Annotated in this window: 14 protein-coding genes and 1 tRNA gene; 14 read left to right on the top strand and 1 reads right to left on the bottom strand. The window is 43.5% G+C overall.

From position 1 onward, the window contains the following. The first annotated feature begins 13 nt into the window (after positions 1-13). From DFP75_RS15865 to serA, 10 genes are all read left to right on the top strand, one after another. Complete coding sequence (locus DFP75_RS15865) at positions 14-1045, top strand: type I glyceraldehyde-3-phosphate dehydrogenase (protein ID WP_110577030.1); 1032 nt, start codon at positions 14-16, stop codon at positions 1043-1045. A gap of 34 nt (positions 1046-1079) precedes the next feature. Next, positions 1080-2243 carry a phosphoglycerate kinase gene (locus DFP75_RS15860; protein WP_110577029.1) on the top strand — a complete coding sequence of 388 codons (1164 nt, stop codon included), beginning with the start codon at positions 1080-1082 and terminating at the stop codon, positions 2241-2243. A 297-nt stretch (positions 2244-2540) separates the two neighbouring features. Continuing rightward, positions 2541-3608: a class II fructose-bisphosphate aldolase gene (gene fba, locus DFP75_RS15855; protein ID WP_110577028.1), complete on the top strand. Its 1068-nt coding sequence runs from the start codon at positions 2541-2543 to the stop codon at positions 3606-3608. Between the two features lie 140 nt (positions 3609-3748). Beyond that, positions 3749-3833, top strand: a tRNA-Leu gene (locus DFP75_RS15850). A gap of 266 nt (positions 3834-4099) precedes the next feature. Further along, complete coding sequence (locus tag DFP75_RS15845; RefSeq protein ID WP_245927075.1) at positions 4100-5131, top strand: substrate-binding domain-containing protein; 1032 nt, start codon at positions 4100-4102, stop codon at positions 5129-5131. After that, positions 5119-7716 carry a nitrogen regulation protein NR(II) gene (locus tag DFP75_RS15840; RefSeq protein WP_110577026.1) on the top strand — a complete coding sequence of 866 codons (2598 nt, stop codon included), beginning with the start codon at positions 5119-5121 and terminating at the stop codon, positions 7714-7716. Before DFP75_RS15845 ends, DFP75_RS15840 begins: the two co-directional genes overlap by 13 nt. Then, positions 7713-8408, top strand: coding sequence for a 5'-methylthioadenosine/S-adenosylhomocysteine nucleosidase (gene mtnN, locus DFP75_RS15835; RefSeq protein ID WP_110577025.1), 696 nt, complete (start codon positions 7713-7715; stop codon positions 8406-8408). Before DFP75_RS15840 ends, mtnN begins: the two co-directional genes overlap by 4 nt. A 3-nt stretch (positions 8409-8411) precedes the next feature. Then, positions 8412-9401: a hypothetical protein gene (locus DFP75_RS15830; RefSeq protein WP_110577024.1), complete on the top strand. Its 990-nt coding sequence runs from the start codon at positions 8412-8414 to the stop codon at positions 9399-9401. 112 nt (positions 9402-9513) lie between these two features. After that, entirely contained in the window at positions 9514-10617 is a 1104-nt protein-coding gene (gene trmA / locus DFP75_RS15825; RefSeq protein WP_110577023.1) for a tRNA (uridine(54)-C5)-methyltransferase TrmA, read from the top strand. A 218-nt stretch (positions 10618-10835) separates the two neighbouring features. After that, entirely contained in the window at positions 10836-12065 is a 1230-nt protein-coding gene (serA, locus tag DFP75_RS15820; RefSeq protein WP_110577022.1) for a phosphoglycerate dehydrogenase, read from the top strand. 91 nt (positions 12066-12156) lie between these two features. Here serA and DFP75_RS15815 read toward each other — a convergent pair whose 3' ends face one another. After that, on the bottom strand, positions 12157-14130 hold the full coding sequence (locus tag DFP75_RS15815) for a methyl-accepting chemotaxis protein (RefSeq protein ID WP_245927074.1): 1974 nt from the start codon (positions 14128-14130) through the stop codon (positions 12157-12159). Between the two features lie 337 nt (positions 14131-14467). Here DFP75_RS15815 and DFP75_RS15810 point away from each other — a divergent pair, with 337 nt between their 5' ends. From DFP75_RS15810 to DFP75_RS15795, 4 genes are all read left to right on the top strand, one after another. Continuing rightward, positions 14468-15577: an extracellular solute-binding protein gene (locus DFP75_RS15810; RefSeq protein WP_110577020.1), complete on the top strand. Its 1110-nt coding sequence runs from the start codon at positions 14468-14470 to the stop codon at positions 15575-15577. Positions 15578-15651: 74 nt separating this feature from the next. Further along, positions 15652-16734, top strand: coding sequence for an ABC transporter ATP-binding protein (locus DFP75_RS15805; protein WP_110577019.1), 1083 nt, complete (start codon positions 15652-15654; stop codon positions 16732-16734). Continuing rightward, positions 16727-17614 (top strand): ABC transporter permease, encoded by an 888-nt coding sequence (locus DFP75_RS15800; protein WP_110577018.1) that lies wholly within the window; start codon positions 16727-16729, stop codon positions 17612-17614. The genes DFP75_RS15805 and DFP75_RS15800 overlap by 8 nt, the downstream gene beginning before the upstream one ends. Continuing rightward, positions 17611-18411 (top strand): ABC transporter permease, encoded by an 801-nt coding sequence (locus DFP75_RS15795; RefSeq protein ID WP_110577017.1) that lies wholly within the window; start codon positions 17611-17613, stop codon positions 18409-18411. Before DFP75_RS15800 ends, DFP75_RS15795 begins: the two co-directional genes overlap by 4 nt. The last annotated feature ends 400 nt before the right edge of the window (positions 18412-18811 follow it).

The raw sequence follows: 18811 nt of genomic DNA, 5'->3' as shown, positions 1-18811 counted from the left end.
AAGTAGTAGGAATATGTTGCGAGTCGCTATCAATGGTTATGGTCGTGTCGGACGCTCGGTATTACGGGCTCTGTATGAAAGCGGCTACCGCGATCACATTCAAGTGGTTGCTATTAATGAATTGTCCGATATTGAGACAATCAGTTACCTTACTCGCTATGACACCACTCATGGCCGTTTCCCTAAGCCTGTCTCGATCCAAGGCAATGCATTGCTGATCGGAGATGACAGTATTTTATGTTTTTCTTGTGCCACTCCTGAGGCGTTGGATTGGTCTTCTCTTGAGCTTGATATGGTGTTGGAGTGCTCTGGCAGTTTCTCCAGCCGAGAAAGTGCACAAGCGTATTTAAATGCCGGTGTTCCACGAATGTTGCTTTCCCAACCTGCTGCTGCGGATGTGGATGCGACGATTGTGTATGGTTTTAATCACCAAGATATTCAAGCGGATCAGAAAATTGTGTCGGCGGCATCGTGTACGACGAATTGTTTGATTCCTGTTTTGGACGTCGTGAAGCAATTTTCTGGCGTGGCGCATGGTATGACGCAGACGATTCACTCGGCTATGAATGATCAGCCTGTGATTGATGGTTATCATACCAATGATTTACGCCTAACCCGTGCGGCCTTGAGCTCTATTATTCCTGTTGATACCGGTTTGGCGAAGGGTATTACACGGATGATGCCAGAACTTGACGGAAAAATGGGTTGTAATGCGGTACGTGTGCCAACATTAAATGTCTCAGTGATTGATTTGGTTTTGAGGACTGAACGGGACGTGACAGTTGAGCAAATAAACTCTCAGCTAGAGCAAGCGGCTAGCACAAAATACGCTGGGCTAATGGGGTTCACTAAAGAAGCGCATGCGTCTGTGGATTTTAATCATGATCCACGCTCAGTAATTATAGATAGCACACAAACCCAAGTGATTGATCAGCGAATGGTGAAGTTGCTATGTTGGTTTGATAATGAATGGGGCTACGCTAACCGAATGTTAGACGTGGCTAAGCATTGGGCAGGTGTGATTGAACAATCAAATTTGGATTGAGATATCAGAAGTTTAAACGACGAGGACATCGTACATGACTGTAATTAATATGAAAGACGTGGATCTGACGAACAAAAGAGTATTGATTCGCGAAGATCTGAATGTACCGGTAAAAGATGGCAAAGTAACCAGCGATGCACGTATTCGTGCGGCTTTGCCAACCATTAAATTGGCGTTAGACGCGGGCGCTAAAGTTATGGTGATGTCGCACCTTGGTCGTCCTACAGAAGGGCAGTACGAAGAAGAGTTTTCACTTCAACCTGTTGCGACACATCTTGCTAGTCTGTTAGGACAAGATGTGCCATTAGTTAAAGATTGGTTGGATGGTGTTGAGGTTGAATCTGGTCAGCTTGTTTTAGTTGAAAACGTGCGCTTTAACCTTGGCGAGAAAAAAGATGATGAAACGCTGTCTAAAAAAATGGCAGCCTTGTGTGATGTGTTTGTCATGGATGCATTTGGAACGGCTCACCGTGCCCATGCATCAACGCATGGTGTCGCTAAATATGCGCCGGTAGCTTGTGCTGGCCCATTATTGGCAGCAGAGTTGGAAGCATTAGGTAAAGCGCTTGATAATCCTGCTCGCCCTTTGGTGGCGGTTGTAGGTGGTTCAAAAGTATCGACTAAATTAACCGTATTAGAGTCGTTATCTAAAGTGTGTGATCAGCTGATCGTGGGTGGCGGTATCTCTAATACGTTTGTTGCCGCTCGTGGCTACAATGTTGGTAAGTCATTGCATGAAAAAGACTTAATCCCTCAGGCTCAAAAATTGATGGCCGATTTAGACATTCCTGAGTTGACGGACGTTCGTGTCGGAACAGAGTTTTCAGAAACAGCGGTTGCAACGATTAAGCCTGTTGATCAAGTGGCGGATAATGAAGAAATTATGGACTTAGGTCCGGATTCTGCTCAAGTGCTTGCTGAAATTCTAAAAAATGCCAAAACCATTCTATGGAATGGGCCATGTGGTGTGTTTGAGTTTGATAACTTTTCTAAGGGCACAGAAGTCGTTGCTCAAGCCATTGCAGACAGTGAAGCTTTCTCTGTTGCTGGTGGCGGAGATACGTTAGCAGCGATCGATAAATATGGCTTAGCCGATAAAATTTCTTATATTTCTACAGGTGGCGGGGCGTTTTTAGAATTTGTTGAAGGAAAAGTGTTGCCAGCGGTTGCGATGTTAGAGTCTCGCGCGCAAAATTAGTATCAAAGAATGACAAAGATCGTTCTAAAAAATTTATAAGTAATAAAAAAGGCGTAAAGCCTATTTCGTTAACATCGGTGTAAGCTTAGTGTGAGTTGTGCTGAAAGCGGTGTTAACGAAAAACAAAACTAGAGAGTGACCTACTCAGCGTAAGCTAAGTATGACAATAACGATAAGGCGTAAGCCACATAGCTTGTGATAAGCAATGCTGTGATTACAAATAATGCGAGTTATCAAACACCGTAACTCCAAACGTTATAAATACAAAACAAGACAAATTGTCAGAGGAAACCTTTTATGCCTTTAATTAGTATGCGTCAACTGCTCGACCATGCAGCGGAACACAGCTATGGTTTGCCAGCGTTCAATGTGAATAACATGGAACAAGTTAAGGCAATTATGGAAGCAGCCCATGAAGTGAACTCGCCAGTTATCATGCAAGCATCCGCTGGTGCTCGCAAATACGCTGGTTCACACTTTTTACGTCACTTGATTGCGGCTGCGATTGAAGACTACCCACATATTCCTGTTGTTATGCACCAAGACCACGGCACATCGCCAGCGATTTGCCAGCGTTCTATCCAGCTTGGCTTTTCTTCTGTCATGATGGACGGTTCTTTGATGGCCGATGGTAAAACCCCTGCAAGCTATGAGTATAACGTCGATGTAACTCGTCGCACGGTTGAGTTTGCGCATGCCTGTGGTGTGTCTGTAGAAGGTGAACTGGGTGTATTGGGTTCTCTAGAGACAGGTCAAGCTGGTGAAGAAGATGGCGTGGGTGCAGAAGGCATTCTTTCTCATGATCAAATGCTGACGGATCCGCAAGAAGCGGTAGACTTCGTTAATGCGACTGGTATTGATGCATTGGCTGTAGCGATTGGTACAAGCCACGGTGCTTACAAATTTACGCGTCCACCGACTGGCGATATTCTTGATATCGAGCGTATTGCGAAAATTGTCGCACTACTACCAAATACGCATATTGTACTGCATGGCTCGTCTTCTGTTCCTCAAGATTGGTTATCTATTATCAATGAGTTTGGTGGTGATATCCCAGAAACTTATGGTGTGCCAGTAGAAGAGATTGTTAAGGCGATTCGTTACGGTGTTCGTAAAGTGAATATCGATACGGATTTGCGTTTGGCGGCAACGGGCGCGATTCGTCGTAGCTTAGCTGAGCACAAAGGTAACTTTGATCCGCGTAAATACTTAACAGAAAGTATTAAAGCGATGAAAGCGGTTTGTATTGATCGCTATGAAGCGTTTGGTTGTGCAGGTCAGGCTTCTCGTATTCATACTATGGATCTGGAAGAGATGGCTGTACGTTACGAACACGGTGAATATTCTAGTGGTCGAGTTTTTTAAATCTTGCTCTAAATTGAGTGAGGTTTGATCAAAAATGGCGAGTAGGTGGGGTGAAGAGTAATTTTTTTAGTTTTTTTCATGAAAAAGAAAAAAAACTATTGACCGAGAAATTCAATTACCTATAATGCTCGCCATTCCTTGCGGGAGTGGTGGAATTGGTAGACACGCTGGATTTAGGTTCCAGTGCTTCACGGCGTGAGAGTTCGAGTCTCTCCTTCCGCACCAAATTTTAAAAAAAGCTGACTTTATGTCGGCTTTTTTTATGTCTGAAATTTGTACTCACCTATCGTATTTCTATTTTCGATTACTCTTTCTACCTTTTTAGGTGTCTGCTGGTATTTTCTTGTTCCTGTTGTCACGAAAGTTCGTTAATTTAGATAGAATATTTCTTTCTGTGGATGGGTATATCAGGTTTGATAATGCATAGGCTTCGTATTTTTTTGGTATTTCTCTTTCTTGGGAGTACTTGCCTGACGGTGCAAGCTGCAAACATGGCTTTAAACCTAATGGATAGCCATGACTATTATCAGCTAAGCCCTAGGCAGGGTCCTTTAGCCGAGCAGTTTACAACCATTATTAATTCTCCTCCTAGCCCGATTCGGATAACGCAAAAAAATGCGATACGTATTGCGTTGTTTCTTTTTGGCGATGAAGACGCTATTGAAAACAAAGCACTGCAAATGACGCTCCGAAAACGCATGCGTGAATTGGGTATTGATTATCGACTGGATGTTTATCTGGGGCGAAACCACAATGAAACGGACTTCTCAGCGTACCTTAAAATAGCAGCAACGCCTCCTGATTATATTGTGATGACGAAACTGGGTTTTGTGCAGCGCCGCTTTTTAGAGCGCTTTTTGCGAGCGGGGAAGACCAAGGTTATTTTGTACGATTTTGCATCACCGTTAACGCATTGGATGAATCATTCTCCGCTAATGTATATCGGTTTTGATCAGAAAAGGGCAACGACTAGATTGGCAAGTTACCTTGACCGTCAGTTCCCCCCCGAGACCACTATTTCAGCGCTGGTGTTGCCAGAAGGATATCTTGGTCATTCACGATGTGATTTATTTTTAGATGAAATGCTTAAGTACAATCGCCACGTTAGCCGTATTCGCGTTGTCGCTGATGACAAGCAACAAGCCTTTGAGGCAGCGAAAGTGTTTTTAAAAGAGACGCCAACGGATTTTATTTTTAGTTGCTCTCAAAATATTTCAGAAGGCGTTGTGGCTGCGTTGGAGGAAAGCGTTGCTGGTTCTAAGACTCAGACTAATGCATGGGGCTTGTCTCCTAATGGAATTGAAGATTTAGTTAATCGGAACGTAAAAGTGACCGTGCTGTTTATGAAAGATAATTTATCCATCGCGGTCGCTGAGGCGATTAAGCTCGATCTCGAAGGCAAGAATATGCCTACTCTCTATGTGGCAAATTCAACATTGATGCCTGCTGAATTAGACTCTGAGAGTTTGCGTTTGATGGTTCAACAAGCTTATCAATATTCGGTGGATTTATGGCGGCAGTAACGGTGAGTTTACAGCGTCGATTACGGCAAAAAGCGTTAATGCTGATGGTCGCTATTTTTTTAGTGGTCGTATTATTAAGTGTCTTTTTTATTGATACTTTGACGCAGGCGGCGAAACAGAAAAACTTGGCGTTGAAGCACCAAGTGGTGGAGCAGGCCTTTAATGCTTATTTGGCGCGTGCTGAAGACGAGATGAAGTTCATAGGACAAGATCTTTCTTCGAGCGATTCTATTGCTGGTCGTGAGTTGGACTTATTATTTAGTCATCATGAAGTATTATTTTTTGGCGGGTTAGATTTTTTCTATATTGAATGGGCAAATGGCAACTACTCCATGGACCCAAGAGCGCGTTTATTTACTAAGGCGGACTTTAAAACGGTTATTGGGGCAGGGCTTCTAAATCGATGGGCGTCGGTTAAGACTGAGGATGGCGCAACCTTATTGGTGCTTAAAACAAAATTGTTATCTGAAGAGCAGGATAGTACTGGCTTTTTGTATGGTTTCATTTCCTTAAATGACAATTTAACCCTAGCCAATGAACTGTTGGATAGTGCTGTGGTTAGCGCTGTTCGTATCTACGATGTGTCGCATAATCGTGTTTTGTTGGAAGAGCACAAAGCGGGAGTGGATTTGTCTGCTAATTCATTGCGCTCGAGTTTACCTTTGATTTCACCTATTCAGGACAATTTACAATTAGATGTGATCGAGGCGAACTCCATCTCCTCGGCAATATTTACAAATGCTTTGCCACTGATTCTATCCGTGGGCGTTGCGTTGTTGGTGTTCTATTTCTTGCTTGTTCGACAGATGAAGGTATTAATTTTTCAACCGATCGAAACGGTTGTGTACAAGCAAGAAGAAGAACTCATCCCTTATATTGAGTTACAGCCGATCCAACGTCAAAGTCGTCAGTTGATGGCTGAGATAGAAGCGAAGGATAAGCGTTTCCTGTTGCTATCAGACTCGGTACACAGTGCAGTTATCTTCTGCAATGAGGTGGCTGAAGTTGAGTTAGTGAATGTCGAAGCTCGTCATATTTTTCCTAATTCAGTTAAAGCTCGAACGCTTTTTGATTTTATGCCTATTACCAGTCATCGCTCTATTCAGGATGCATTAAAGGGGAATATTGGTATTACCTTTGACTTAACATTGACTGAGTTAGGGCGGATATATCAATGGCATGCTTATACATTCAGAAATGAAAGCGACTACCGTGGCTTGTTATTAGTAGGTAAGGATATTACTCAAGAAACTAGTCTCACTTGGCAGCTAGAGCAGTTAAGCCCATTGTCTTCTTTGATCGAGAGGAAAGTGGATACGGATGCCATACTGAACGAGTTAAGTTATCTATCACAATTACCAAGCCATATAGAGTCAAGCCATTTGAAAGGTTGGATTACCTTGTTGCTGTCTGTGCTAGACGGCATTGGTCAGCAGGACCAGGATGTATCTTATCTCCCTCTTGGGGATGTTTTTCGTCAGGAAAGTGATTGTGTCATGGCAGCGATGGGAATCGAAGCAACGCGGGCTTTGGTTGATTGCTCTGTCGAAACGGGTAGCAAAGTCGTGGCGGTTGGCGTGCATTTTCGAGGTTTGGTGCGTACCTTGCTCATGATGGTTATGTCGAATGATATGGCCGAGCGTCGTTTGAGTATTCGATTTAACAGCGATATGGAGCTGGAGATCATTGCGATGAACGACATGGCTTTTCGACCGCTGTTCTTTTGGATGATTAAAATGTTGTCAGAAAGCCTTGGCGGGCATAAAAAAACACTTCAAAACAATGCTCTACAGTTAAATATAATGATGGATGTTAACGAGGCTGGCGAGGATGCTTTATCGTTACAAGCAAACCAAGTAATTGCTTGGATAGCCAATGATTATCCTTATGCTTGCGTTGTAACAGAGGCATTACAGCGGTTTGGTTTGAAGGTAGAGGAGTACGCTTCGACTGACAGCTTTTTCACTCAGTCCAATGTATTAACCAAGTTTGACGCGGTATTGATTGGTTGTGATAAAGACGTCCAATCTCAAATCGATATGACACTGGCTCTGAAGCTGAAACATAAGCGGGACCACCTCCCCATCATTTGGCTTAATAGCCAAACCCCTTCACAAATTGATGATAGCGTTTATACCTTGCAAGGCTGTTTCTTTGATTACAATTTGTATCAGGTATTGCTTAAAGCATGCGAAGAGGATGGGATCTCTATAGCGAACCACAATGAACAGGAAGTATGTTGGGTGATGGTGGGCGGAAGCCGGGTCACTAAGGCTATTTGGTATAATGAATTAGAGCAATGTACTATCGCCACTCAGTGGCTGTCAGATTTGGCGGATTATGATCTGGTGTTATCGTATCAACCTAATGCCATTATCGTGTTATTGGAGCCCCAGTCATCGGCTGTTATATTGGCCGCACAAACTGCTTTTCCTAATGTACGCTTCTATTCTGTGCAAAAGTGGCCGGACATGCCGGATAATGTGATTTTGTTTGATTTGGTTTCACCTAACTCTGGTGAGCAAATACGGTTTTTTACACAAGACGTTATGCAACACAATACAAATTCTAGGAGTAATGAATGAGCGTAATTGGATTAATCGGCGCCATGGATGAAGAAGTAGCTGTTATCAAAGCTTGGATGACAGACGTTCGTGAGCAGTCTATTGCTGGATGTGATTTTTTTATTGGTCATTTTGAAGGTAAAGACGTTGTTTTGCTGAAATCGGGTATTGGGAAAGTAAACGCGGCCGTGTCAACTACCTTGCTATTGTCTGAATTCAACCCTGAATATGTCATAAACATTGGCTCTGCAGGAGGGTTTGATCCTGAGCTACAGGTTGGTGATGTGGTGATTTCTGATCAGGTTGTTCATCATGATGTGGATGTGACAGCCTTTGGTTATGTGATGGGCCAAGTTCCTAATATGCCAGCGACTTATCCTGCTGATGTTGCTTTAATGAACAAGGCGAAAAATGCGTTGCAAGCTGTGACTCAGGTGCAAGCGAAAGTAGGTTTGATCGGCACTGGTGATAGTTTCATGAACGATCCTGTCCGTGTTGAAGCTGTGCGCACAACATTTCCTGACCTTGTTGCAGTTGAAATGGAAGCGGCGGCTGTTGCACAAGTGTGCTTCAAATTTGGAACGCCGTTTGTGGTTGTCCGCTCTTTATCTGATATCGCAGGCAAAGAATCACCTAAGAGTTTTGAAGAGTATCTAAAGGTAGCCGCTGAGAATTCTTCTTTGATGATTCAGCAAATGCTGAAAGGCGCTTAATACATGAGGTCGAAAGGTCGCATCGCGGCTTACTTAGTCGCATGCTGTCCCTTTTATTTAGAGGCTGCAGAAGAGGCGCCTAGCATAACGGAGGCTCAGCCAGTAGAGGTGCAGGCGTCCGATGAGACTGATGAGGCTCCGTGGTGGTTTAGTTCCCATGAAACCGTGTCCAGGACCATCGGTAATTGGTCAACAAACATAGACTCGTTTTTGTCTGGTGAACAAAGTCAGCAGTACAATGATAGTTATGTGGAGATTCGATTTGGTTCCGTCTTAGAAAAGGATGAAAGCTCAGGCTTTTTTGATTTTAGTGCCAAACTAAGACTACCAAATACCCAAGACCGGTTGCGCCTTGTGGTTGAATCAGAAAGTGACTCTTTAGCCCCAGAAAGTCTACGAGGCGAATCCTCTCAGCAAGACAGTGTGGTCAATTCGGCCCTAAAAACCACTATTTCCGCTGCGGTTCGTTACATCAAAGAAGATATCGGCTTAGATGTTGATGCAGGGGTAAAGGTGGATTTCCCTTTAGACCCTTTTTTACGTTTTCGCTTGAAGCAGGGTGAGGTGATCGGTTCGTTTGAATGGTGGCAAAAGCAAGAGGCGTTTGCCTATTACTCTAAAGGTGTAGGAGCGCGTTATGGGATTGGTGTTGGCTACGCGACGAGCCCAACACTGAATTTCGGAATGGATTTTGGTACCACTTGGTTGGATAAAGAAGGGCTATTTTATGTGCGAGAAAACTTTTTTATACAACATCGTGTCAACGATAAAAATCGCCTAGGCTACCAATTGAGCTTTCTGCAATCTGGGGAACATAGTATCGAACCGGACAGCTATTTGTATAATGTTCAATACGAAAGGTTGCTTTATAAAGATTGGCTAATTGGGCAAATTAAACCGCAAATGACGCATGAGGCTGAAGACGATTATGACGGCGTTTTGTCATTAACTTTATCCTTGGCTATTTTGCTAGGGCCAGAGTATCTGCATTAGTTGGTGGATCAATGTTGAATTTTCTCGCGTGTTATTAGATTTGCATTCCGGTAACTCGTATAATGCCGCGCTCTACGATAATTAGTACTTACCGCTTCCAAGAGAGTCAGCTATGAGACCGGATCAAATTCAACCAGAAATGTACCAAGAACAGCTGCAAAAAAAGCAGTCTGATCTCGCTTCTTTAATGGCAACATTGTCATTGCCTGAGATGGAGGTCTATGAAAGTGCATCTTCTCATTATCGTATGAGAGCTGAATTTCGGATTTGGCACGATGGCGATGATTTGTTTTACGCCATGTTTGATTCTGCTGATCCGAGAACTCCCATTCGCACCGATCAGTTTTTGGCGGCGTCGAGCCTTATTAATGAACTAATGCCAAAGCTTTTGGATGCCGTTCGTGACGTTCCAGTCTTGCGCTACAAATTATTCCAAGTGGATTTTCTAACCACGACAACAGGCGAAGCCTTGATCAGTTTGCTCTACCATAAGCCAATTGATGATGAGTGGAATCTTGCCGCTCAGCAGCTCAACAAGTTGTTCCCTGCGTGTCACTTTATTGGTCGAAGCCGTAAGAAAAAACAAATTTTGACTCGTGACTTTGTAATGGAAACCCTCACTGTTGGCGGACAAAAGTTTCACTACCAACAAGTGGAAAACAGCTTCACACAGCCGAATGCGGGCATTAATGAGAAAATGCTGGAATGGGCTTTAGATGTGACCAAAGAGGCGTCTGGTGACTTGCTAGAGATGTACTGCGGTAATGGTAACTTCTCTATCCCTCTGGCTCGTCAGTTTAAGCGCGTGGTCGCGACAGAGATATCCAAAGTCTCGGTAAACTCAGCACAGCTGAATATCGCAATTAATGGTATGGATAATGTTCAAGTGGTTAAAATGGCCAGTGAAGATGTGTCTGCTGCCTTGAATGGCGATGCTGAATTGCCTAAAAGTTTGCTTCAAGCTGGTGTGAGTGAATTATCGCCTTCTGTTGTGTTAGTTGACCCTCCACGCGCTGGTTTAGATGATGCGACGGTAGAACTTATTCGTAAAATAGATTCTATCCTGTATATCTCCTGTAACCCCGAAACGCTTAAAGCCAATTTAGAAGCGCTTTCTAGTACCCATAATGTTGTTCGATATGCGATGTTCGATCAGTTTCCCTATACCCATCACGTGGAAACAGGCGTTTACTTGGAGCGTAAGACGAATTCCTAATATAGAAAAAGGCTGCGAAGCCTTTTTCTATATTGAGCGCAACATGACTCATACTTTGTATTGACGATATTTAGATAGTGTTAGCATCAATACTTTGTATGAGTTTCGCTCTTATCATAATGAAAGACATTCTTGTATCTTGAATACGACACAGAATGTTCTGTGGTAACATATGCGCATACATTTTCCCCCACCATAATAGAGAAGTCGAACGAGCCATGAGCAACAACTCACTAGACAAAGGCAAAATCAAAATTTTGTTATTAGAAGGCGTTCATCAATCTGCATTGGACGCATTGAATGACGCTGGTTATACCAACATTGAATACCATAAGACAGCATTAGCGGAAGATGAGCTGATTGAAAAAATCTCAGAAGCGCACTTCATTGGTATTCGTTCCCGCACTCAGCTGACTGAAAAAGTCTTAGCGCATGCTAATAAGCTGGTCGCTATTGGCTGTTTCTGCATCGGTACAAACCAAGTTGATCTAGATGCGGCAAGCGAAAAAGGCATTGTGGTATTTAATGCGCCTTACTCTAATACTCGTAGTGTTGCTGAGTTGGTGTTGGGTCAATTAATCCTATTGCTGCGCGGCATCCCTGAGAAGAACGCAGCATGTCATCGCGGTGGCTGGATTAAATCTGCTGTGGGTTCTTTCGAAACTCGTGGTAAGCGTCTAGGTATTATTGGTTACGGAAGTATCGGTACTCAATTGAGTGTTCTGGCTGAATCCTTGGGTATGGAAGTCTGCTTTTACGACATTGTCACCAAGTTACCTTTAGGTAATGCTCGCCAGATTAAGAGCCTGAAAGAGCTGCTGTCAACCAGCGACATTATTAGCTTGCATGTGCCAGAAACCAGCTCCACTAAGATGATGATTGGTGCGAAAGAAGTGTCACAGATGAAGCAAGGCGCTATCTTTATTAACGCCTCTCGCGGCACAGTAGCGGATCTTGACGCCGTAGCAGAAGCGATTAAAACTGGCGCTTTAGGTGGGGCTGCCATTGATGTGTTCCCTGTTGAGCCTAAAGGCAATGACGAAGAGTTTGTTTCTCCGCTTCGTGGCTTGGACAATGTGATTCTAACGCCTCACATCGGTGGTAGCACAATGGAAGCGCAAGAGAACATCGGTATTGAAGTGGCTGATAAGCTGGTTAAATACTCTGATGTTGGTACGACAATCGCTGCGGTTAACTTCCCTGAAGTGGCGCTACCAGCTCAAGCGAATAATCATCGTATTCTGCATATTCATGAAAACCGCCCTGGTGTGCTGTCTAAGATCAATGCGATCTTCTCTGAGAACAACATCAACATTACGGGTCAGTACCTTCGTACTACGGAGAAGCTTGGCTACATGGTAATGGATGTGGATGCAGAAGAAGGTGAATTAGCGCTTGAGAAAGTGAAAGAAGTAGAAGGCACAGTGAAAGCACGCGTTTTGTTTTAAGCTTGAACGCTAGGCTTTAACAAAGAATCCAGCTTAGGCTGGATTTTTTGTTTCTGGCGTTGAATTATTTTAGACGGAAAGTGCTTTTTCCCTAGCTAATACCTAGCGTTGTCGTAATGTCTTGGATCTTTTGTTTAATATTATCGGTCACACCCGCCATAAACACTTCAGATTCATTTGCTTGTTCTCTGACTTTTATCACTGCGCTATTAAGCTTATTCATTCCCTGTTTTTGCTCTGCGGCATAGCCGGTCGCTTTTTTCGCTAAATGGGACGACTGCTTGGATTTCTCGAGAATGTCTTGGGCTGATTGACCAAGCGCATGGGTCAGGTTGATCTGTTCTGTCGATGCGCTTTCAATGAGGTCTAGGTTCTTCGTCAGCTTATCGGTTGCTGAAGTGAGAAGGGAGAAAATTTTCGTTATTTCTTCTAAAGATTGTTGGGTTCGAGTAGATAAAGTACGAACCTCCGAAGCGACAACCGCGAAACCTCGCCCGTGCTCTCCCGCTCTCGCTGCTTCAATCGCCGCATTGAGTGCCAGTAGGTTGGTCTGCTCAGAAATGTCTCTAATTCCACCGACAATGGAAGAGGCGCTAGCGACCGAACTGCCTAAGCTGGATAGCGCATTTTTACTGCTGTTAAGGCGCTCAACAGTCGTCTGGTTGGCCTGAGCCAACGAAGCCGCTTGATCAACACTATAGGTCATCGCTGTATTGGTTTCTGCTGCGTAATTCGCGACTTCTTGAGCTCTTACCTCTGCTTTATTCGCTAATGTTTCGACTTGAGTCGACATGCTTAGTGTGTCATCTAACTCTTGTCGTGACGCCATGCTCAGATTATGTACTTGTGCAAAGGAGTTGAGCATGTCATTGAGTGATACGGATATGTTGTTTAGTTCGGTATCTCTTTGCTGCCGCTGTACGGCTATTTGCTCTAAATAGCGATTTAAATAGTGGGCAACATCGGTGAGTTCATTTTTATTTTTGCCGACTGTGAGTGTATTGATATTTTGATGTTCAACTAAGTCCTTAACGGCGACATACAAATCTCTGGCACTTTTAACGACCACTTTGTTTTGGAAAATATGCACGGCTATAGTGGTAAATATCATCAAAAGTACAAAAACAGAAAACGCCATTAATGTCTGCTCTTGCGTTTCTTCCGCGCTTTCTTGAATGTCTTTGGTGCCTTGCCCCAAAATGTCCTCAAGCTGTTTTATCTGATTGCGGATCTTGTTTTGTGCGGTTAGGGCTTGCTGGATATTGATAAGACTGGAATCAACGTCTTTTAAATAACGACTAGACCAAGTATGCAGCTCACTTTTGGTTTCTTCTAATGGGTCTATTTCTTCGTTGCTCTCTTCGGACTCTGTTGCCCAGCCCATTAGTGAAGATAAATCGTCGACGCTTGTTTCCTCTGAACTTTCATCTAATGACAAGATCGGTAGGCTATTGAATTCTGCAATATGAGACTGAAATACCTCAAGGTTTTGCGCTAGACGTTGATGATTCTCTTTTGTTTGGTTTGCTAAGTACTCATCTTTAGCACTGCTCACGTGAGCTAAATCTGCATATAAGATAGCTTGGCTGGCTAGATAGATAGCCGCTGATTGCAGGCCGTTCTGATTTTGGAAGCGTTGAACTTTGTCCGCAAGAGCGTCCAAAGAAAGTAAAGTTTGTCGTTCATTGTTTTCAATTAAGGCAAACGGATTGCCTGAAAGTTTTCCCGCGGCTCTTACATCAGATTGCAGACTTGTTTCAATTTCAATCAATTGTTCGTTGATTGGTTTTTTAATGTTTGACGGCAAAGGATTAAGGGCTGGGCGAATTTTTGTTTCGATGAATTCTTGGGCTGCTTGTAATGCTGATGCCTCTCCAGAGGATAAGTAACCTTCTATTTGTTGCTTTAGTTCAATGGATGAGTACTTCCAAACTTGAGTATATCTATCGCTTTGCTCAAAAGCGCCACGGAACTTCATTAAGCTCCAAAGAAGCAGGGCAATAAGCATGACCGCAATAACTAGATAGCTCACGGTTGTAGTGCGGGTGACATGGGATATTTTCAATTCAGAACCTGCTTTAATCTACATAAATCGATGAATGCGACTACCTTAATATGAATATGTGACAAAAATGTGACGATCATTGTGTGAGCTATATGGGACAAAAAATTCAAAACTTTATAATTTTGACCAAAAGCGACAAATATATGCCATTTAGCGACAAACGTGACACCAATCCTGACTAATTGGCAAAAAAACCTTCCATGGTCACTTTTTCGTCATTATTTTGTATTAGTTTTATAAGGTTATTGAATAAGCATTTAATTAAAGTGAGTTTTAGCTGAAGAGATGCTTGCGGAATGAAATATCCATTAATTGTATAAATCAAAGGAGCTCAAGAATGACCCTTTCTCGTCGCCAATTCGTGAAAGGCGCCTCTATTGCAGGTGCTGTTGCCGCTACCCCGTTTTCGATCAATAAAGCTATTGCGGCTAACAAAGAGCTGCGCATTTATGCGTGGGCAGGTTATATCACCGATGAAATGTTAGCGGACTTCAAGGCAAAAACAGGTATTAATGCGACGTTTACACCGTATGGAACGAACGATGAGTTAATGAACTCGTTGCGTGCTACGGATGGAACCGGGTTTGATATTATTATGCCAACGGTCGACCGTGTACCTGGATACGTTGATTACGATTTAGTGCAGCCTCTTGATGTGAAAAGAATTAATTGGGATGGTTGTTTAGAAAGTGCCTTGTCTGGATCGGATGTCGGTGGGATCGTTAATGGCAAGCGTTACTTCGCTCCATCTGATTGGGGAACCGAGGCGATTGCTTACAATAAAAATAATGCAAAAATCAGTAAAGAGCTAAGCTACGGTGACCTTTGGTTGCCAGAAAACGCAGGTGGCGTAACGGTTCGTGGCCACTCGGCTCTTGTCGGCATTGGTTTGTGGCTAGAAAAAGCGGGCAAACTTCCTTTCCCTTTATTGGATTCGTACAAAAACGAAAAAGCCATGCGTGCTAACTTCGATGTTATCTTAAAAGTCGCTGCCGAACATAAGGGCGCACTTGCTCAGTTCTGGTCGACAGAAAACGAAGCGCAAGGTGCATTCCGTACCAATGGTGCGATTATTGGTCAAACTTGGGACAGTACTGCCTTCAAGTTGCAATCAGAAGGTGAGCCAATTGCCTATGGTGCACCAAAAGAAGGTGCGTTGGCATGGATGGAAGGTTTTGTTATTCCGAAAAATGCCAATAACGTCGACTCTGTCTACGAATTCATTAACTGGTATTACACGCCGGAAGCGGGCGCGATGTTCGTTAAATCTACCGGTTATAACTCTACATCAAAAGGTGCAGATGCTTTATTGCCAGCTGAGACGAAGCAGTTCTTCCAAGACTCTTACAGCGAGCAAGATTTAGCCAACCTTTGGTGGTGGCCTATTCAAGAACCATGGTACGTCGCACTACGTAACGAATACCAAGACCGTTACTTGTCTGCATAACCTCGAAAGCCCCTTGCGACAAATAGGTCGTAAGGGGCTTTTTGTATCGAGAAAAAATAACCAGCGAGAGAAATATGGATAGCAGTGTTCACCTAGATAATACCGTCATGCAATTTGGCGACTTTACCGCCATACAGAAAACCGATTTAACCATACAGTCCGGCGAATTTTTTAGTTTCTTAGGTCCTTCAGGTTGTGGCAAAACGACCATCTTGAATATGATCAGTGGTTTTATCGACCCGACACAAGGCGATATTAAGATTGGTGGTAAGAGCATGCGTGGTGTGCCGGCCAATAAAAGACCAACCTCGATGATTTTTCAAAACCTCGCCCTTTTTCCTCTGATGACAGTGGCCGAAAACATAGAGTTCGGTTTAGAGGTTCGCGGTGTTTCGAAAAGTGAGCGCAAAAAAGCCTCCGATCGCTTGCTTGAATTGGTGGCTCTAGAAGGCAGTGGAACAAAAAAAGTTTCTGAGTTATCAGGTGGTCAAAGGCAGCGTATTGCTATTGCCCGAGCTTTAGCGGTTGAGCCTCAAGTTTTGTTATTGGATGAGCCATTATCTGCATTGGACTTAAAGTTGCGCCAACATATGCGCACCGAATTGAAAGCCATTCAGCGTAAAACAGGCATTACTTTCATCTATATCACCCATGATCAAGGCGAAGCGCTGACTATGTCGGATCGAGTCGCGGTTATGTCAGCGGGGCGCATTCAGCAAGTTGCTGATCCCATTACTCTTTATAAAGATCCACATACGGCATTTGTTGCCTCTTTTGTGGGAGAAAATAATGGCGTTTCTGGCAAAGTCGTTGCCGCCAACTCGGATCTTGTTGTGTTGGATTGTGGGCCGCTTGGCAAACTGTCTGGACGCTCGCATGGTAATGTCGCAGTAGGTGCAGACGCTACGCTTTTTATTCGACCTGAACATTTTAGATTGCAGGCTGAAGATGGCATGCACACATTAGGCGCGACTATTGACGAAGTAAACTTCGAAGGCGCCTATCTGACATTGAATGCCAAAACCCCTGCAGATCAAGCTTTGTCTATCCAGCTTGGAACGCATCAATTCTCTGAATCTCTGAAAAAAGGCGCGCCTGTTAGCCTGTCTTATAATGAGCAAGATGCCATTGTGATTGCAGGAGAGGGCCATGTTTAGTCAGCTAAAGTCGCGATTTGGTAGCGGATTAGCGGTTGGCATTATAGGGATGATCGCAATCTGGTTGATTGGTATGGTGATACTGCCTCAGCTTTTGATGGTGGATTACTCGTTTCGACCAAATCTATTGCCGGCCGATATCGGTGGGCCAAAAGATACTTATTCCTTAGTTAATTATGAAACGCTGTTCAGCAATAAAATACATTTGGCGATTTTCTTCAAAACGATCTGGTCAAGCGTGCTGGTGACGGGGTTAACATTAGTTGTTAGTTATCCGATTGCTTTTTACCTTGCTAAAGTCGCAACACCTCAAAAAGCCGCACTGTGTTTATTGTTATTGATCATTCCGTTTTGGATCAATGAAATTCTACGTACGTTTTCTTGGTACATCATTCTCGCCTATAAAGGGCCGCTGAATGCATTGTTACTAGGATTGGGGCTTATCGATCGGCCTATTCGATTTTTGTCCGGCGATGGTGGTGTACTCATTGGTATGGTTTACGCCTATATCTTGTTTATGATTTTTCCTATTTACAACGCTATCGAGAGTTTGGATACCAATCAAATTAAAGCAGCGCGTAATTTAGGTGCTGGCTGGATTCGTACACATTGGCGTGTAGTGATTCCCCATGCCAAGCCTGGGATTGCAACGGGCTGCATTATGACCTTTATGTTAGCAGCGGGAAGTTACGCTGTTCCGGCGTTATTAGGGTCTCCCGGCAGCCGTTGGTTTACTCAAATTATTTACAATTGGTTTTTTGAAGGAGGCGATTGGAACCAAGGGGCAGCGTACGCATTTTTATTGCTAGTCATTTGTATTGGTTTTATTGCCTTGGTGATGCGTGTCTTTAAAGTTGGTTTGGGGGACATTGCAAAATGAAGTCTGAAACAATCATGCGCTTTGCGATACGTTTTTATATTGGTGTGTTTTTTATCTACCTATTTACACCGCTGATTATTATGGGGCTGGCAACGTTCAATGATAGTCGGTTCCCAACGGTGTCTCCTTGGAAAGGGGCAACGCTAAAATGGTTTGAGGCGCTGGCTCAAGATGGCGCTATGTGGACAGCGCTATGGACCAGCGTACTAGTAGCGGCTGGTGTACTGGTGGTTGCTGTGCCGATTGGTATTTGTTGTGCGTTGTTTTTATCGACGGTTCAGGGTAGGGGGAAAACTTTCCTATACTCGTTGATGATGTCACCATTATTAACACCAGGTGTTATTGTGGGTATTTCAACGCTCATTTTCTGGAAAGGGTTGTCAGTGAGTGGCGGAGTATTCTTAACAGTTGTTGCTCAAACGACCTTTATTGCAGCTTATGTCATGCTCATGGTATTAGCTCGGTTACAGCGGTTTGATCGTACGCTTGAAAATGCAGCGTTGAGTTTGGGGGCTACTCAGTGGCAAGCGTTCCGACGTATTCTTTTGCCTTATTTAAAGCCTGCTATATTTTCTGCGGCAGCGATTGCCTTTTTGCAATCGTTTGAAAACTACAACACGACTTTGTTTGTTAAAGGTTATGACACGACATTAACCGTTTATATTGCTTCCAAAGTAAGAACAGGGTTAACACCTGCGGTAAATGCCCTTGGTTTAGTGATGATTTCTGTCACTATTTTGTTGGCCATTGTTTATGAAGTAAAACGTCGTCGGGAGCTTTCTAGCCGTTCATCATAAATAGATAGTTATAATTGAAATCGAAAAAGGCCATTATTTGTTCAAATAATGGCCTTTTTTACGCTTATTGATTGTTTATTAATCGGCTTTTGCGGCTTAAGCAAATAAATATGACAAAATGATAAAAAACCTCAAAAAAAGGTTGCACAAAATCTGTAGATCCTTAATATACGCCCTCGCTGACACGGACAAGGCTTCAGAGCAACGAGGACCAAGTTCAACTAACTAAATACAATTTGGTTAGCCATTCAAGTTAGCACGCTCTTTAAAATAGATAATCAGATAATTTGTGTGGGCGCTCGCTGGAGGCTTCAGAAGATCCTTTTAGGATCAAAAAAATTGAAGTCTTGCGAAACGTCTAACACGTCAATTCGCTTTATGTTGGCTTATTGTTTTTAGG

The organism is Marinomonas alcarazii, from assembly GCF_003208215.1.
GTDB lineage: Bacteria > Pseudomonadota > Gammaproteobacteria > Pseudomonadales > Marinomonadaceae > Marinomonas > Marinomonas alcarazii.
Note: the sequence above shows the minus strand (reverse complement) of the source record. Positions and strands in the feature narration are given on the sequence as shown.

Excerpts from the sequence above, each read along its gene's own strand:
- trmA (WP_110577023.1), top strand. The coding sequence starts at position 9,514 with ATGAGACCGGATCAAATTCAACCAGAAATGTACCAAGAACAGCTGCAA.
- mtnN (WP_110577025.1), top strand. The coding sequence starts at position 7,713 with ATGAGCGTAATTGGATTAATCGGCGCCATGGATGAAGAAGTAGCTGTT.
- serA (WP_110577022.1), top strand. The coding sequence starts at position 10,836 with ATGAGCAACAACTCACTAGACAAAGGCAAAATCAAAATTTTGTTATTA.
- DFP75_RS15795 (WP_110577017.1), top strand. The coding sequence starts at position 17,611 with ATGAAGTCTGAAACAATCATGCGCTTTGCGATACGTTTTTATATTGGT.
- DFP75_RS15830 (WP_110577024.1), top strand. The coding sequence starts at position 8,412 with ATGAGGTCGAAAGGTCGCATCGCGGCTTACTTAGTCGCATGCTGTCCC.
- fba (WP_110577028.1), top strand. The coding sequence starts at position 2,541 with ATGCCTTTAATTAGTATGCGTCAACTGCTCGACCATGCAGCGGAACAC.
- DFP75_RS15805 (WP_110577019.1), top strand. The coding sequence starts at position 15,652 with ATGGATAGCAGTGTTCACCTAGATAATACCGTCATGCAATTTGGCGAC.
- DFP75_RS15800 (WP_110577018.1), top strand. The coding sequence starts at position 16,727 with ATGTTTAGTCAGCTAAAGTCGCGATTTGGTAGCGGATTAGCGGTTGGC.
- DFP75_RS15845 (WP_245927075.1), top strand. The coding sequence starts at position 4,100 with ATGGCTTTAAACCTAATGGATAGCCATGACTATTATCAGCTAAGCCCT.
- DFP75_RS15840 (WP_110577026.1), top strand. The coding sequence starts at position 5,119 with ATGGCGGCAGTAACGGTGAGTTTACAGCGTCGATTACGGCAAAAAGCG.
- DFP75_RS15810 (WP_110577020.1), top strand. The coding sequence starts at position 14,468 with ATGACCCTTTCTCGTCGCCAATTCGTGAAAGGCGCCTCTATTGCAGGT.
- DFP75_RS15865 (WP_110577030.1), top strand. The coding sequence starts at position 14 with ATGTTGCGAGTCGCTATCAATGGTTATGGTCGTGTCGGACGCTCGGTA.
- DFP75_RS15860 (WP_110577029.1), top strand. The coding sequence starts at position 1,080 with ATGACTGTAATTAATATGAAAGACGTGGATCTGACGAACAAAAGAGTA.